General features: G+C 55.5%; 12 protein-coding genes and 1 riboswitch. Of the genes, 3 read left to right on the forward strand and 9 right to left on the reverse strand.

Translation table 11 applies throughout. The annotated features are described in order from the left end of the window. Nucleotides 1–52 precede the first annotated feature (52 nt). On the reverse strand, nt 53–2,458 hold the full coding sequence (locus ABSH60_RS12920) for a DNA polymerase II (RefSeq protein ID WP_390975755.1): 2,406 nt from the start codon (nt 2,456–2,458) through the stop codon (nt 53–55). A gap of 244 nt (nt 2,459–2,702) precedes the next feature. On the opposite strand from ABSH60_RS12920, the gene ABSH60_RS12925 reads away from it, so the two are divergent. Next, complete coding sequence (locus tag ABSH60_RS12925; protein WP_183848560.1) at nt 2,703–3,470, forward strand: DedA family protein; 768 nt, start codon at nt 2,703–2,705, stop codon at nt 3,468–3,470. Here ABSH60_RS12925 and thiQ read toward each other — a convergent pair. The 4 genes from thiQ to sgrR all read right to left on the reverse strand — a co-directional run bounded on the left by thiQ (nt 3,460) and on the right by sgrR (nt 8,736). Beyond that, on the reverse strand, nt 3,460–4,185 hold the full coding sequence (gene thiQ / locus ABSH60_RS12930; RefSeq protein ID WP_056776881.1) for a thiamine ABC transporter ATP-binding protein ThiQ: 726 nt from the start codon (nt 4,183–4,185) through the stop codon (nt 3,460–3,462). The genes ABSH60_RS12925 and thiQ overlap by 11 nt on opposite strands. After that, a complete protein-coding gene (thiP, locus tag ABSH60_RS12935) occupies nt 4,169–5,779 on the reverse strand; it encodes a thiamine/thiamine pyrophosphate ABC transporter permease ThiP (RefSeq protein ID WP_390974251.1) in 1,611 nt (536 codons plus the stop codon). The genes thiQ and thiP overlap by 17 nt, the downstream gene beginning before the upstream one ends. Next, complete coding sequence (thiB, locus tag ABSH60_RS12940) at nt 5,755–6,738, reverse strand: thiamine ABC transporter substrate binding subunit (protein WP_390974252.1); 984 nt, start codon at nt 6,736–6,738, stop codon at nt 5,755–5,757. Before thiB ends, thiP begins: the two co-directional genes overlap by 25 nt. 43 nt (nt 6,739–6,781) lie before the next feature. After that, nucleotides 6,782–7,034: riboswitch (TPP riboswitch) on the reverse strand. 40 nt (nt 7,035–7,074) lie between these two features. Beyond that, nucleotides 7,075–8,736, reverse strand: a complete 1,662-nt coding sequence (sgrR, locus tag ABSH60_RS12945) for an HTH-type transcriptional regulator SgrR (RefSeq protein WP_390974254.1) — start codon at nt 8,734–8,736, stop codon at nt 7,075–7,077. 102 nt (nt 8,737–8,838) lie between these two features. Here sgrR and sgrT point away from each other — a divergent pair, with 102 nt between their 5' ends. Both sgrT and ABSH60_RS12955 read left to right on the forward strand, forming a co-directional pair. Further along, nucleotides 8,839–9,024 (forward strand): glucose uptake inhibitor SgrT, encoded by a 186-nt coding sequence (gene sgrT / locus ABSH60_RS12950; protein WP_056776895.1) that lies wholly within the window; start codon nt 8,839–8,841, stop codon nt 9,022–9,024. Nucleotides 9,025–9,193: 169 nt separating this feature from the next. Then, nucleotides 9,194–10,357, forward strand: a complete 1,164-nt coding sequence (locus ABSH60_RS12955) for an MFS transporter (protein WP_390974256.1) — start codon at nt 9,194–9,196, stop codon at nt 10,355–10,357. A gap of 62 nt (nt 10,358–10,419) precedes the next feature. Here ABSH60_RS12955 and leuD read toward each other — a convergent pair whose 3' ends face one another. Genes leuD through leuA form a run of 4 tightly spaced genes read right to left on the reverse strand, consistent with a single transcriptional unit; the run spans nt 10,420 to nt 15,115 of the window. Continuing rightward, a complete protein-coding gene (leuD, locus tag ABSH60_RS12960; protein ID WP_056776901.1) occupies nt 10,420–11,022 on the reverse strand; it encodes a 3-isopropylmalate dehydratase small subunit in 603 nt (200 codons plus the stop codon). A gap of 10 nt (nt 11,023–11,032) precedes the next feature. Beyond that, nucleotides 11,033–12,433 (reverse strand): 3-isopropylmalate dehydratase large subunit, encoded by a 1,401-nt coding sequence (leuC, locus tag ABSH60_RS12965; protein ID WP_390974258.1) that lies wholly within the window; start codon nt 12,431–12,433, stop codon nt 11,033–11,035. A 1-nt stretch (nt 12,434) separates the two neighbouring features. Further along, nucleotides 12,435–13,526 carry a 3-isopropylmalate dehydrogenase gene (leuB, locus tag ABSH60_RS12970; RefSeq protein WP_056776907.1) on the reverse strand — a complete coding sequence of 364 codons (1,092 nt, stop codon included), beginning with the start codon at nt 13,524–13,526 and terminating at the stop codon, nt 12,435–12,437. Nucleotides 13,527–13,528: 2 nt separating this feature from the next. Continuing rightward, on the reverse strand, nt 13,529–15,115 hold the full coding sequence (gene leuA / locus ABSH60_RS12975; RefSeq protein ID WP_056776911.1) for a 2-isopropylmalate synthase: 1,587 nt from the start codon (nt 15,113–15,115) through the stop codon (nt 13,529–13,531). Between the last annotated feature and the right edge of the window lie 333 nt (nt 15,116–15,448).

A 15,448-nucleotide genomic window follows, 5' to 3' on the forward strand; every position in this document is an offset into this window, starting at 1 on the left:
GAAGGTAAACGATTCGTCACCTGCGAATCACCGGGCGCGCATCAACTTTTGCTTAAAATAGCCCCATCTGACCCGTAATGAGTGTAGCAAAATCATCGTGAAGGAAAGGCAGAATGCCATCGGCCACCGGTTCAAGCTGGCGCTCAATGTAGTGGTCATAATCGACAGGTGACTGGCGGTTTTCCAGCGGTTCCGGCCCGGACGTGGTCATAACGTAGCTGATCCAACCGCCGTTCTGGTACTGCTTCGCACGGCCGTGCAGGGCGTTATATTCATCGGCAAGTCTCGCGGCGCGCACGTGCGGCGGCACATTTTTCTCATAATCGCTGAGTTTACGGCGCAGGCGTTTGCGATACACCAGTTTGTCATCGAACTCGCCCGCCAGCGTGCGCGCGACATAATCACGGACGTAATCCTGATAAGGCTGGCGGTGGAACACGCGCTGATACAGTTCCTGCTGGAACTCCTGCGCCAGTTTCGTCCAGTCGGTGCGCACGGTTTCCAGCCCTTTATAGACGATGTGCTCGCCATCGGCATCTTTCACCAGACCGGCATAACGTTTTTTACTGCCTGTCTCTGAGCCGCGAATGGTGGGCATCAGGAAGCGCTGGTAGTGCGTTTCGAACTCCAGCTCCAGCGCACTCTCCAGCCCGTACACCTGCCCGATATGGTTTTTCCACCAGGCATTCACCTGTTCTACCAGATGGCGGCCAATGACGTTCGCGTCTTCCTGCGAATGGGCCTTGTTCAGCCAGACAAAGGTGGAATCGGTATCGCCGTAAATCACCTGATATCCTTCGGCTTCAATCAGCTCGCGGGTCTGACGCATGATGTCGTGTCCGCGCAGGGTAATCGACGAGGCGAGACGCGGATCAAAGAACCGGCAGCCGCTTGACCCCAGCACGCCGTAAAAGGCGTTCATGATGATTTTCAGCGCCTGAGACAGCGGTTTGTTTTTTTGCTTTTTGGCTTCTTCCCGACCCATCCAGATTTGACGGACGATCTCCGGCAGGCAATGTTTTTCCCGCGAGAAGCGGGCGTTGCGGTAACCGGGAACCGAATGCTCATCGTCCGGTTGTTGCAGCCCGGCGACCAGGCCGACCGGGTCGATCAGGAAGGTGCGGATAATTGACGGATACAGACTTTTATAATCAAGCACCAGCACCGAATCATACAGGCCGGGCCGTGAATCCATCACAAATCCGCCAGGGCTCATTTCCCCTTCCAGTTCGCCCATGTTGGGTGCGACATAACCGGCGCGGTGCATACGCGGTAAATAAAGGTGAGTAAATGCCGCCACCGATCCACCGCTGCGATCTACCGCCAGGCCGGTGACCGAGGCGCGCTCGAGCAGGAAGGGCATCAGTTCGGTTTTGGCGAAAATGCGCGTCACCAGCTCGCAGTCTTTCAGGTTGTAGCGCGCCAGCATCGGCTTATCTTCACGAAAACGCTGTTCGATTTCGGCCAGCCGCTGATAGGGATTGTCGCTGGCCTTGCCTTCGCCCAGTAAACTTTGCGAGACGAATTCCAGGCTGAATGAATTGAAATTCCAGAACGCCGATTTCAGTGCTTCTATGCCGTCAATAATCAGACGGCCCGCCGCAGCGGCAAAAAAGTGCCCCTGCTTAAAGCCGTGCTCGCGCCACTCCAGCTCCCCGCCGCCGCGTCCGAATTTTAGCGGGATTTTGTAGCGGTCAGCGTGTTTTTGTAAAACCCGCAGATCAAACTGCACCACGCTCCAGCCGATAATGGCGTCGGGATCGTAGGTTTCCAGCCACTCATTGAGTTTTTCCAGCAACTGCGGACGGCTGTCGACATAAACCAGATTGAAATCAAACTGCGCGTGCGGATCGCCATTGGGCGGCCCGAGCATATACACGTGGCGCTGCCCGCAGCCTTCCAGCCCGATGCAGTAAAGCTCGCCGTTACCGCTGGTTTCGATATCCAGGGAGCAGAGCTTGATGGGCGGGCGGTAGCCTTCGGCAGGCTTCATTTTGGTGTCGAGCAGAAGATTTCCTGCTCCCGGTTTCCCGCTGAACCAGACGGGCGCGGTGATATACCGCTCCATCAGAAAGCGCTCCGGCGGGCGGATATCCGCCTCATAAACCTGAACGCCGCCTTCTTTCAGCAATTTCTCAATGCGCATCAGCTGACGGTGTTGCGGGCAATACAGGCCGAGAACCGGGCGGGAATGGAAATCCTGCATCGGTAATTCGCGCAAACTGACATTTTTTTCATCGGCCAGCAGGCGTTCTGCGGCGTGGCGCTGTTCCGCCGGAATAAACGCGACGGATTCCTGCAATGGCAGACGAATTTTCTGTGCGCCTTCATCGGTTGCCAGCCACAGTTCCACCTCGGTGCCGCGCGGCGTGTCGCGCCAGTGGCGGGTCAGCACAAATCCCTGACGCGGCGGGGTATCAGTGGCAGCAGGAGCGGGACGAACAAAGGTGGAAGTAATAAGCGCCTCGAAACGGTACAGATGAAGATATCGGGATCCAATACAGAGTATGGTTATTTATACAGTCTTTGTCTATGGCTCAGGTTTCTGCCAAATACGCATACAATTACCCGGTTGACTGTGATAGTTCATGCACTGACAATTCAGCCGCTTAATGTATTTACTACAATGAGAAGGCAGAAAACTCACACTTGTCTCATTTATCTGCGCAATTGGCGCAGGCGAAACTGAATTCTGGGAATATATGGAAGCCTATCTACAACATCTGGTCGCTCAGTCGGTGGGCTTCGCGTTAATTATTGTCGCCGTGGTGGCTTTTTTCGAGTCGCTGGCGCTGGTGGGGCTGATCCTGCCGGGTACCGTCATGATGGCGACGCTCGGCACGCTGATTGGCAGTGGTCAGGTGGGATTATACGAAGCCTGGCTTGCCGCCGGTCTGGGGTGTTTCCTGGGAGACTGGGCCTCGTATTTCATTGGCCGTGGTTTCAAGGAGCCGCTGCATCGCTGGCGCTTCCTCAAACGTTACCAGTCATTACTGGATAAAACCGGTTATGCGCTGGATCGTCACAGTTTTGCCACGGTGATTTTAGGCCGTTTTATCGGTCCGACGCGTCCGCTGGTGCCGCTGGTCGCCGGTATGCTCAATCTGCCGCCGTATAAATTCGCCCCACCAAATATTGTCGGCTGCATCACCTGGCCGCCGGTGTATTTTCTGCCGGGGATCCTGGCGGGTGTGGCGATCGACATTCCTGCCAGTCACAACAGCGGCGTTTTCAAGTGGATGTTGTTTATCAGCGTGATGCTTATCTGGCTCAGTGCGTGGCTGGGGTGGCGCTGGTTCCGTGCCGGTAAAAGCTCACCTGACTTCATGAGCAAATGGCTGACGCTGCCAAGATTACGCATTGTCTGCATCCTGAGCGTGGTGGCGACGGTGGTCAGTCTGGTGATGCTCAGCAAGCAACCGATGATGCCGGTTTACGGCCATCTGCTGTGGAACGTCATTACGCGCTGATATCAGGTTTACTTCCTGAAGCGTCGATTCCTAATACTCTGGCCTCCGGCGCACTACCGTTTACCAGCGCCTGCGTCGGGCCATCGTAGAAAATCCTGCCATCGACAATCAGCAACGTGCGCGGCGCAATCCGCGCTGCGTCATCCAGATTATGCGACACCATCAGCAGCGTGAGTTGACGTTGCCCGCAGACCTTATCGAGCAAACTCAGCATTTCACTGCGCAGCGCCGGATCGAGCGCCGAAAACGGCTCGTCGAGCAGTAAAATCGGCTGGCTGCGCAACAGGCAGCGTGCCAGGGCGACACGCTGACGCTGACCGCCGGAAAGCTGCGACGGCAACCGCGCCAGACAATCACTCAACCCCACCTGCCGGGCGATCTCCTCCAGTTCCTGCTTTTGTTGTGCCGTCAGTTTCAGCCCCGGATGCAGCCCCAGCCCCATGTTCTGACGTACGGTCAGATGTGAGAACAGATTGTTTTCCTGAAACAGCATCGATACCGGGCGCTTAGCCGGTGGCGTTGCGCTGTGATCGGCGCCATTAAGCAGGATCTGCCCGCTGACCGGCGACAGAAAACCAGCGGTCAGGCTGAGCAGGGTACTTTTCCCCGCGCCGCTCGGGCCGAGGATGGCCACGCGCTCACCGGCGTCGATCTGCAAATCGAAGCGCATCGGCAGATGTTCGTACAAATACGTCAGTTTATTCAGCGTCAGCATGGCGGCCCGGCAGTTTCTCAATCAGGGTGAATAACAGGAAGCATAACAACAGAAGTAACAGCGCCGTCACCGCACCGTCCTGGCTGCGATAGGCACCGATCTGCTGATACAGATAAAACGGCAGGGTGCGGAAATTCTCATTGCCGAACAAGGCGATCACGCCGAAATCTCCCAGCGACAGCACGCAGGCAAACGCCAGCGCCTGCGCAATAGGGCGTTTCAGCGCGCGGAGTTCCACCCAACGCAGGCGCTGCCAGCCGCGCATATCCAGCGAAAGGCACAGCGGGTTATAGCGCTCGGCGACGTCGCGCATCGGATTATCCAGCACTTTTAATGCGTAAGGCACCGCCATCAGCGCATTGGTCATGATCACCAGAGGCCACGGCGATTGCGGCAAACCTGTAGTATCGCCAAGCAGCAGGAAAAAGCCGGTCGCCAGCACGATACCGGGCATCGCGAGGATCAGCATGCCGCTCAGATCCATCGCCTGCGCCCAGCCGTTTCGCTGACGTAAACGCAGCTCGCGGCTGCTCCACAACAGCATCATGGTCAGCAAAACACACATGACTCCGCTGCCGAGCGCGATGCGCACAGAGGTCCATAATGCCTGCCAGAGCGCGGTTTGTTGCAGCACGCTGACCGCCGCGCGGTTGACACCATCAAACATCACGGCCAGCAGCGGCGGCAGGATCAGCAACAATGCCAGACCAATCAATACGCCATCGGCGATACGGCGCAGCAGAGAATCATCGGGGTTTCGCCAGCGCTGAGCATGCGTCTGCCCGACCGGCAATGCCTGACTGAGTTTCTGACTGAGCAGCACCAGCGCCAGACAACAGAACAGCTGCACCAGCGCCAGCGTGGCGGCACGGCTTAAATCGTAGTCGTAGCTGAGCGCCTGATAAATGGCCAGCTCAATGGTGGTCGCCTGCGGGCCGCCGCCCAGTGAAAGCACGGTGGCGAAGCTGGCAAAACACAGCATGAAGATTAACGCAGCCGCGGGGAAAATCTGCCGGCGCAGGGCAGGCCATTCAACAAAACGGAATTGCTGCCAGGCGTTCATCCCGAGCTGCGCGGCAAGCTGGCGCTGTTCCACGGCGATGTTTTCCAGCGCCTGCACTAACAGACGCGTCGCCAGCGGCAGATTGAAAAATACGTGCGCCAGCAAAATGCCCTGTAAACCATACGGCGAGAAACGGTAATCCACGCCCAGCCAGCCGCATATCTGTGCCAGCCAGCCCTGTCGCCCGTAGACGCTGAGAATGCCAAACACCGCGACCAGAACCGGCAGCACCAGCGTCATTGCGCACAAACGTAATAACAGCTGACGGCCGGGGAAACGGCGGCGAAACAGCGCACGCGCCAGTAAAATCGCGGGCAGCACGGAGCAGAGCGCCGAAAGCAGCGCCTGCCAGAAGGTAAAGCGGATCACGTGCCAGAGATAGGGATCCTGCCAGAGTGAGGTGCCGCTCATCTGCGGCGCATGACGCCACAGAGAACCTAACGCCAGTGCCGCCACCAGCAACATAGCCAGCGAAGCGACGGCACCCGGCCACAGCCAGCGCGGGATCAACGGCTGACGGCGTTCTGCCATGCCTGGATCCATTGTGAACGGTGGGTGGCAACATCCTGTGCGCTGTATTGCAGGGATTTGGCCGGTACGGTCAGTTGTTTAAAGGCGTCAGGCAGCGGCGTGTTAATCACCGGATACATCCAGTTGCCGGATGGGATCACTTTCTGGAAATCTTCCGTAGTGACGAATTTCATGAACGCTTCAGCCAGTTTAGGTTGCTTGCTGTTGGCCAGCTGGCCGGCCACTTCAACCTGCATGTAATGGCCTTCGGTGAAATCCGCAGCCGCGTAATTGTCTTTCTTCTCTTCCACGATGTGGTACGCCGGAGAGGTGGTGTAGCTCAGCACCAGATCGCTTTCGCCTTTGAGGAATAACCCGTAGGCTTCACTCCAGCCTTTGGTCACGGTGACGGTTTTCTTCGCCAGTTTTTCCCACGCCTCTGGCGCTTTATCACCATAGACTTTTTGCATCCACAGCATCAGGCCCAGACCCGGTGTACTGGTGCGCGGATCTTCATAAATCACTTTCCAGTTCTGATTGCTGTTGATCAGTTCATCGAGGCTTTTTGGCGGGTTCTTCAGTTTGTTTTTGTCATAGACGAACGCGAAATAGCCGTAATCGTAAGGCACGAAGGTGGTGTCTTTCCAGCCGCCCGGCACGGTCAGTTTGGCGTCGGTTTTCGGTGCTTTGGCGAATAAACCGGTTTGCTCAGCGGCCTGCAACAGGTTGTTATCCAGCCCGAGAACCACGTCCGCTTTGCTGTTCTTGCCTTCCATCCGCAGACGGTTCAGTAAAGACACGCCATCTTCCAGCGCAACGTATTTCAGCTCGCAGCCACATTGCGCCTCAAAGGCTTTTTTGATCGCCGGGCCAGGGCCCCAGTCGGCAGAGAAAGAGTCGTAGGTGTAAACCGTCAGAACAGGTTTTGCAGCCAGGGCAGGTGCAGAAAGTAACAGCAGGCAGGACAATATTTTTTTCAACTTTGCGCTCCAAAAAAATGAAAGGGCAAAGGATTTTGAGTAAGCATCGCGCAGTCTCAAATCCCTCCGCCGGGATTAACCGGATCAGGTTCGACGGGTTTCAAATCTCAGCCTTTTAAACTTGCTGAGCGTGTGTTGATCGGGTGTCGTGCAGTGCTCGAAATGCTCACGTACCGTGTGTACGCTCTGCTTTCTGTGCGCTGGACTTCACCCGCTGAACACGCGCTCGCGGCGTTTAAAGATCGAGCTCATTCTTTATAAAAAAAGAACGCACTCGGGCACCCCGTTGAGAACGGATGTCATTCTAGAGATTAACGGCGCGATGCGATAGTCCGATTAACTGTCCGGTGGCGCAAACCAGGCGGATTTGAAGTCGAACCAGCCAAGCGTATTCATGCGCACGCCGCGCATACTGCGCTGCCCCTGCAAGACCAGCCAGTGGTGAAACAGCGGATGGATCTGATGGCTGGCCGTTTGTTTCTGGCTCCATTTGGCGATGGATAAATTTCCCGCGTGCCACTGCGCGGCGTCCTGACTCATGTCTTCGCTAAAGCAATGTTTTGCCAGCGGTAATTCGTAGAAATGCGCGAACAGCGAAAACTCCAGCGGCAGGGTGAAGTTGGCGCTGCCGAGCCACACATCGCTGTTGGCGTCGCCGCGATACCAGACCGCGTAATCCACCACCTGAATGATCAGTTCGATACCTTCCGCCGTCAGCAGCGGGCGCAGCGCATTGCAGATGGCGTGATGCTCGGAGTGCTCACCGTAGAACGTCAGCGTCACCTCCGTCAGATTTTGCGGTTTGGGCGGTCGCGGCTGTGGCGCCTTATGGTGCCAGCGCGGCAGCAGGCCGTAAGCCGGGGACCAGTAGCGCTGAAAAATCGGCTCTGCATTACTGAGCAGTGCGATGGGGTTGAGTAAGTCGCACAGCCACCGGCGCGTTTCCTCTGACTGGCCGACCGGCGAACGCTGGTCAAATAACAGGAAATAGCAGCCTTCTTCGAGGCGGCTTTCTAGCTCGCTTTTACCGGATTCATCCGCCTGTAGCTGAACACCGGAATGCACCAGTTCTTCACTCAGCTCCGGCAACACCCAGATATTCACTTCATCGATCAGCGCCCGGAACCCGAAATAATCATCAAAGGCGCGGATACGCAGCTGCGTTTTCAGATTACGCACCACGGCGTAAGGGCCGGTGCCGACCGGATGACGGGCGAAATCAGGGAGTGATTGCCATTCCTGCGGCAAAATCATCGCGTGAACATTGCCGAACAACCACGGCAGCCAGCGGTCAGGCTCATTCAGATGGACATCAATGACATTCGGCGTGGGCGTGGTGACGGATTTCAGGTTGCTGAACAGCGGATGCGAGGTCAGGCGGGTAAAGGTGGCGATGATATCGGCCATCTCCAGCTCACGGCCATGATGAAAATGAATGGCAGGACGCAGATAGAAACGCCAGTGCAGCGGTGAAATTTCCTGCCAGTGATGGGCTAAATCACCTTCAACTTCCCCTTTTTCCTCATTTATGCGTGTCAGGCCGCTAAAGATTTGCCGGGCGATGTGTGTTTCTGAACGGCGCAGCATGGTGCCGGGCAGCAGGTTAAACAGCGGACGGTAGTAGAGCACCCGCAGGATATGTTTACCCTGTCGAAAGCTGCGGCCGAGCTGTGATAACAGCATCTGGCGCACCTGCGTTTTATCGCCGACCAGTTGCACCAGTTGATCAATATGATCCTGCTCCAGCAGTTCTTCGGCCCGCTGTTGCCGTAGTGCCAGCCCGGTATACAGAAAACGCAGCGTGGATCGTTTGCCGCGCCCGGCCTCTGCGTCCCACGTCAGCCAGCCCTGTTCCTGCATGGTGCTGAGCAGCGAGCGCATGTGCCTGCGTGAACAATTCAGGACTTCCGATAACGCCTGTAATGTCGTTTCGGTTTCTTCACCGTGACAGCTTTGCCATAAACGAATGAACTGTTGTTGCAGTCGGGGCGAGGACATAAAAGAGGAGCTCCGTGGGCGATCTTCATCAATTTATCTTTCCTCATATTACTCCGATACTGTTTCTCAACGAAAGCCTGTTGTGAACACCCGGAGGTCAGCATGAAACGCAGTCTGAACGCCCGTTTTTACCAGCGTTATTTTGAAGCCATAAAGAGGAACGCCTCTAAAAATCATGCAGACTGGCTGTCCTGGGTTCCGGTGCAATATCGTCTGGATATTCTGTCCCGTCTCACCCAGTGGGATATTGATTCCGTGGATGAAAAAGAGTATCGCCAGCGTCTGTAATCTTTTCACGGCAGGTTTGATCCGAATTCGATTTTCTGAGTAATGGTGTAATTTCACCAGCCAGTGGGGCGACTCACTGGTTTTTTTATGCTCATTTTCCAGAACCGCCTGAAACTTCGCTACACTGTCTGTCTTGCTTTATCTGCTTTCATTTCTCAGGGACGACGTTATGTCAAAACCTCGTATTAATGCCATTTATGTCACCTTTCTGGTGGTTTCCTTACTGTGTGGTATTGCAGGCGCACTGCAGGCGCCGACGCTCAGTCTGTTTCTGACCAACGAAGTGAAAGTGCGGCCGCTGTGGGTCGGCTTCTTTTATACCGTCAATGCGATTGCCGGAATCGCGATTAGCTTTCTGCTGGCTAACCGCTCGGATAACAAAGGCGACCGGCGCAAGCTGTTGATTTTCTGCTGTCTGATGGCGCTCGGTAACAGCCTGGTGTTTGCTTTCAGCCGCGATTATCTGGTGCTGATCACCGTCGGCGTGCTGCTGGCGGCGATCGGAAATGCCTCGATGCCGCAGCTGTTTGCGCTGGCGCGTGAACATGCCGATCGCTCATCGAGCGAAGTGGTGATGTTCAGCTCGATGATGCGTGCGATGTTGTCGCTGGCCTGGGTCCTCGGCCCGCCGCTCTCGTTTATGCTGGCGCTCAATTATGGCTTCACCCCGATGTACCTGAGTGCCGCGGCGGTGTTTGTCGGCAGCATTCTGATGATCGTTTTCTTTCTGCCTTCTGTGCCGCGCGTCGAGCAACCGGTGGACGAAAAAGTGGTGCCGGTCAGCGCGTGGCGCAACAGAGACGTACGGCTGCTGTTCTTTTCATCCCTGCTGATGTGGACCTGCAACATCATGTACGTCATTGATATGCCGCTTTATATCACCAGCGATCTGGGATTGCCGGAAGGGCTGGCAGGGTTGCTGATGGGAACGGCCGCCGGGCTGGAGATCCCGGCGATGTTGCTGGCCGGCTATCTGGTCAGGCGCACCGGCAAACGCAAGCTGATGCTGTATGCCGTGGCGAGCGGGGTGGTTTTCTATGCAGGACTGGTGGCGTTTCAGTTCAAAGCGGCGCTGATGATCCTGCAACTGTTCAACGCGATTTTCATCGGTATCGTGGCCGGGATAGGCATGCTCTATTTTCAGGATCTGATGCCGGGGCGCGCAGGTTCAGCGACCACGTTGTTCACCAACAGTATCTCGACCGGCGTCATTTGCGCGGGTTTGTTACAGGGCTTCATCGTGGAAAACTTCGGGCATTATCCGGTGTACTGGGCGGCGACGGTGCTCGCGGTTCTGGCGCTGGGGCTGATGTATAAAGTGAAGGATGTCTGAATCTTGCTGATAAGAAAAAACCCGCGAATGTCGCGGGTTTTTTTATAGCGGCGAAACCGTCATCACTGCATAAAGGCAGGCTGATTCTTTTCGTAGCTGGAGATATTGGTTTCGTGTTGCAGCGTCAGGCCGATGCTGTCCAGACCGTTGATCATGCAATGACGGCGGAAACTGTCAATCACAAACGGATAGCTTTTATCGCCCGCTTTTACGGTCTGCGCTTCCAGATCCACCACAAACGTGATGCCCTCGTTCGCTTCAACCAGCGCAAATAATTCGTCTATTTCTGCATCGCTCAGGGTAATCGGCAGCAGCTGATTGTTGAACGAGTTGCCATAAAAGATATCGGCAAAACTCGGCGCAATCACTGCGTGAAAACCGTAATCGGTCAATGCCCACGGCGCATGTTCGCGGGAAGAACCGCAGCCGAAGTTTTCGCGTGCCAGCAAAATACTCGCGCCTTTATAACGCGGTTTGTTCAGCACGAAATCAGGATTAGGTACCTGACCGGCATCGTCCAGAAAACGCCAGTCGTTGAACAGGTGCTGACCGAAACCGGTACGCGTCACTTTCTGTAAAAACTGTTTTGGGATAATGGCATCGGTATCGACGTTTGCTGCATCCAGCGGAACCACCAGACCGATGTGTTGGGTAAATTTAGCCATGGTGTTTTCCTCAGTTCAAATCACGAATGTCAGCGAAACGACCGGTCACCGCGGCAGCCGCAGCCATCGCCGGGCTGACCAGATGCGTGCGTCCGCCACGGCCCTGACGGCCTTCGAAGTTACGGTTGCTGGTGGACGCGCAACGTTCGCCCGGTTCCAGACGGTCGTTGTTCATCGCCAGACACATTGAGCAGCCTGGCAAGCGCCATTCAAAGCCGGCTTCGATGAAGATCTTATCCAGACCTTCTTCTTCCGCCTGAGCTTTTACCGGGCCGGAGCCTGGCACCACAATCGCCTGTACGCCGGTGGCGACTTTGCGACCTTTGGCAACGGCGGCGGCGGCGCGTAAATCTTCAATACGCGAGTTGGTGCAGGAACCGATAAACACTTTGTCGATCGCGACGTCGGTCAGTTTAATGCCCGGTTGCAGATCCATATAGGCCAGTGCTTTTTCTGCGGAAGCGCGCTCAACCGGATCGGCGAAGGAAGAAGGATTTGGGATCACCTGATTAACGCCCATCACCTGACCCGGATTCGTTCCCCAGGTGACTTGCGGTGCGATGTCTGCGGCATCCAGCGTCACGATGCTGTCGAACTGAGCCGTTTCGTCGGTTTTCAGGGTTTTCCAGTATTCTACTGCGGCATCCCAGTTCTGGTTTTTCGGGGCAAACTGACGGCCTTTCAGATAGGCAAAAGTCGTTTCGTCCGGTGCAACCAGACCGGCCTTAGCGCCCATCTCAATCGCCATGTTGCACAGGGTCATACGACCTTCCATGCTCAGCGCTTCAATGGCTTTACCGCAGAATTCCACCACATGGCCGGTACCGCCGGCGCTGCCGGTTTTGCCGATAATTGCCAGCACGATATCTTTTGCGGTGATACCGGCAGGCGCATCGCCGGTGACTTCGATTTTCATGGTTTTGGCGCGGCCCTGTTTCAGGGTTTGCGTCGCCAGCACGTGTTCCACTTCTGATGTCCCGATACCGAACGCCAGTGAACCAAATGCGCCGTGGGTGGCGGTGTGTGAATCGCCGCACACGATGGTCATGCCCGGCAAGGTCATGCCTTGTTCAGGGCCAATGACGTGAACGATGCCCTGAAACGGGTGGTTCAGGTCATACAACTGCACGCCGAATTCTGAGCAGTTCTTGATCAGTTCCTGCATCTGAATGCGCGCCATCTCGCCGCTCGCATTGATGTCTTTGGTTTGCGTGGACACGTTATGGTCCATGGTCGCGAAAGTTTTACCCGGCTGACGCACCGGACGCCCCATCGCACGCAGGCCGTCGAAAGCCTGCGGAGAGGTGACTTCATGCACCAGATGACGGTCGATGTACAACAGTGGCGTTTCGTTTGGCGCTTCGTAAACGACGTGCGCGTCATACAATTTTTGATACAGAGTCTTCGCCATGTTATGCCCCTTCTTTCACAAAGCGGGCAATAATGTCGCCCATTTCACTGGTGCCCAACGCCTGCTGACCGTTCGCCAAATCGCCGGTGCGGTGTCCCGCTTCCAGTGCTTTATTAACGGCCTGCTCGATAGCGTTAGCGGCATCATCCGCACCCAGGCTGTAACGCAGCAACAGCGCGGCAGACAGGATTTGTGCAATCGGGTTCGCGATGTTTTTACCGGCGATATCCGGCGCTGAACCGCCCGCTGGTTCGAACAAACCAAACGCCTGCTCGTTCATACTGGCAGAAGGCAGCATGCCCATTGAACCGGTGATCATCGCGCATTCGTCAGACAGGATGTCGCCGAACAGGTTGGAACACAGCAGCACGTCGAACTGCGACGGATCTTTAATCAGCTGCATGGTCGCGTTATCGATGTACATGTGGCTCAGGCTGACATCCGGGTAATCTTTAGCGATTTCGTTTACCACTTCGCGCCACATTATTGAGGTCTGCAACACGTTCGCTTTATCGATGGACGTCACTTTGCTGCGGCGTTTGCGCGCAGATTCAAAAGCGATACGGGCGATGCGTTCAATTTCAAAGCGGTAATACACTTCGGTATCAAAGGCTTTTTCGTGCATGCCCTGACCTTCGCGGCCTTTCGGCTGACCGAAGTAAATGCCACCGGTCAGTTCGCGGACGCACAGAATATCGAAGCCTTTGGCCGCGATGTCTGCACGCAGCGGGCAGAACTCTTCCAGCCCCTGATACAGACGGGCAGGGCGCAGGTTGCTGAACAGTTTGAAGTGCTTACGCAGCGGCAGTAATGCGCCGCGCTCAGGCTGATCGTTTGGCGGCAGATGTTCCCATTTCGGGCCACCGACCGAGCCGAACAGGATCGCATCCGCGTTTTCGCAACCGGCGACGGTGGCTTCCGGCAACGGGCTGCCGTGTTTGTCGATGGCTGCGCCACCCACATCGTATTCGCTGGTGGTAATGTTCAGACCAAAACGCTGACGTACTGCGTCCAGCACTTTGTATGCCTGGGCCATGACTTCCGGGCCAATTCCGTCTCCGGGTAAGACGGCAATATGATGGGACTTGCTCATGTTCACACCGTTTCCTGATTATTTTGAATGTTGTGTTGCTGACTTTCCTGCTGCAAACGTTGTTTTTCAATCTCAACTTGTTTGCTGCGCCAAATGTTATTCAGTACATGGACCATCGCTTTCGCGGAGGATTCGACGATGTCTGTTGCCAGACCGACACCGTGGAAGCGGCGGCCATTAAAGGAAACCACCACGTCAACCTGACCCAGCGCATCGCGGCCCTGGCCTTTCGCGCTCAGCTGATATTTCACCAGTTCGATCTGATAGCCGGTGATGCGGTTGATGGCCTGATACACGGCATCAACAGGGCCGTTGCCGGTCGCGGCTTCGGTGATGACCTCTTCGCCGCAGGCCAGATTGACTGATGCGGTCGCGGTAATGTTGGAACCGGACTGCACGCTGAAGTTATCCAGACGGTAAAATTCCGGCTCTTCCTGCTGCTTATTAATGAACACCAGTGCTTCTAAATCGTAGTCGAAAACCTGACCTTTTTTGTCTGCCAGCTTCAGGAACGCGGTATACAAATGATCCATATTGTAATCGGACTCTTTGTAGCCCATTTCTTCCATACGATGCTTCACGGCAGCACGGCCGGAGCGGGACGTCAGGTTCAGCTGAATCTGGTTCAGACCGATGGATTCCGGGGTCATGATTTCGTAGTTTTCGCGATTTTTCAGCACGCCATCCTGATGGATACCGGAGGAGTGCGCGAAGGCGTTAGAACCGACAATCGCTTTGTTGCCAGGGATCGGCATGTTGGTGATCTGGCTGACAATCTGGCTGGTGCGGTAGATTTCTTTGTGATTGATATTGGTATGGACGTTCATGTAATCCGAACGGGTGCGGATCGCCATGATCACTTCTTCCAGCGCGGTATTCCCGGCGCGTTCGCCGATACCGTTCAGGGTGCCTTCAACCTGACGCGCACCGGCCTGGATTGCGGCGATGGAGTTACCGACCGCCATGCCCAGATCGTCGTGACAGTGAACGGAGATAATCGCTTTATCAATGTTAGGCACGCGTTCATACAAATTGGTGATGATGCCACCGAACTGAACCGGCGTGGTGTAACCGACGGTGTCAGGGATGTTAATGGTGGTCGCACCGGCTTTGATTGCCGCTTCTACGACACGGCACAGGTTATCCAGCGGGGTACGGCCTGCGTCTTCGCAGGAGAATTCGACGTCATCAGTATAGTTACGGGCACGTTTTACGGAATGCGTTGCCATCTCCAGCACCTGATCAAACGAACGCTTCAGTTTGGACTCAATGTGCAGGGTGGATGTGGCCAGGAAGACGTGAATACGGAAAGCTTCGGCAACGCGCAACGCTTCAGCAGCGGCATCGATATCGCCGTCAACGCAGCGGGCCAGACCGCAAACACGGCTGTTTTTAATCTGGCGCGCGATAGTCTGTACAGACTCGAAATCGCCGGGAGAGGACACCGGGAAGCCGACTTCCATCACGTCAACGCCCATTCTCTCCAGCGCCATTGCAATCTGAATCTTCTCTTTAACACTCAGGCTGGCTTGTAACGCCTGTTCACCGTCACGCAGCGTGGTATCGAAAATAATGACTTGCTCGCTCATGGGTTGTTCCTTGTCTGTTTTATTATTCGCGCCCTGCGGGAGGTAAAAAAAAACCCGCGCATCGGCGCGGGTTTGTTGTCTGTGGAAGTTGAATCAGTTCTGATTTTCGCCCACTGGCTTACCGCGCAAATTTTCTGCGTTGAGTAGTAGGCCTAGGAGACGGGTAGTCATAAACATGTTTTCAGCTTCTCGTAATAGGGTTGTTAAACGGACGTCGTTTAAACAGTGCTTAAATTGATACGGGAATGCGCCAGGTATGTCAACCTTCAGCGTGTGGAAATACCGTGAAAACTCACAAATGAAACTGACTCTCATTTAGCATAAAACTCTGTT

The sequence above is a fragment of the Rahnella sp. R3(2024) genome (assembly GCF_042920125.1).
Taxonomy (GTDB): Bacteria; Pseudomonadota; Gammaproteobacteria; order Enterobacterales; family Enterobacteriaceae; genus Rahnella; species Rahnella rivi.

Bases quoted from the DNA above. Each gene is read 5' to 3' on its own strand.
- leuC (WP_390974258.1), bottom strand. From the start codon at position 12,433: ATGGCGAAGACTCTGTATCAAAAATTGTATGACGCGCACGTCGTTTAC.
- leuD (WP_056776901.1), bottom strand. From the start codon at position 11,022: ATGGCTAAATTTACCCAACACATCGGTCTGGTGGTTCCGCTGGATGCA.
- ABSH60_RS12955 (WP_390974256.1), top strand. From the start codon at position 9,194: ATGTCAAAACCTCGTATTAATGCCATTTATGTCACCTTTCTGGTGGTT.
- thiQ (WP_056776881.1), bottom strand. From the start codon at position 4,185: ATGCTGACGCTGAATAAACTGACGTATTTGTACGAACATCTGCCGATG.
- leuA (WP_056776911.1), bottom strand. From the start codon at position 15,115: ATGAGCGAGCAAGTCATTATTTTCGATACCACGCTGCGTGACGGTGAA.
- leuB (WP_056776907.1), bottom strand. From the start codon at position 13,526: ATGAGCAAGTCCCATCATATTGCCGTCTTACCCGGAGACGGAATTGGC.
- thiP (WP_390974251.1), bottom strand. From the start codon at position 5,779: ATGGCAGAACGCCGTCAGCCGTTGATCCCGCGCTGGCTGTGGCCGGGT.
- sgrT (WP_056776895.1), top strand. From the start codon at position 8,839: ATGAAACGCAGTCTGAACGCCCGTTTTTACCAGCGTTATTTTGAAGCC.
- sgrR (WP_390974254.1), bottom strand. From the start codon at position 8,736: ATGTCCTCGCCCCGACTGCAACAACAGTTCATTCGTTTATGGCAAAGC.
- ABSH60_RS12925 (WP_183848560.1), top strand. From the start codon at position 2,703: ATGGAAGCCTATCTACAACATCTGGTCGCTCAGTCGGTGGGCTTCGCG.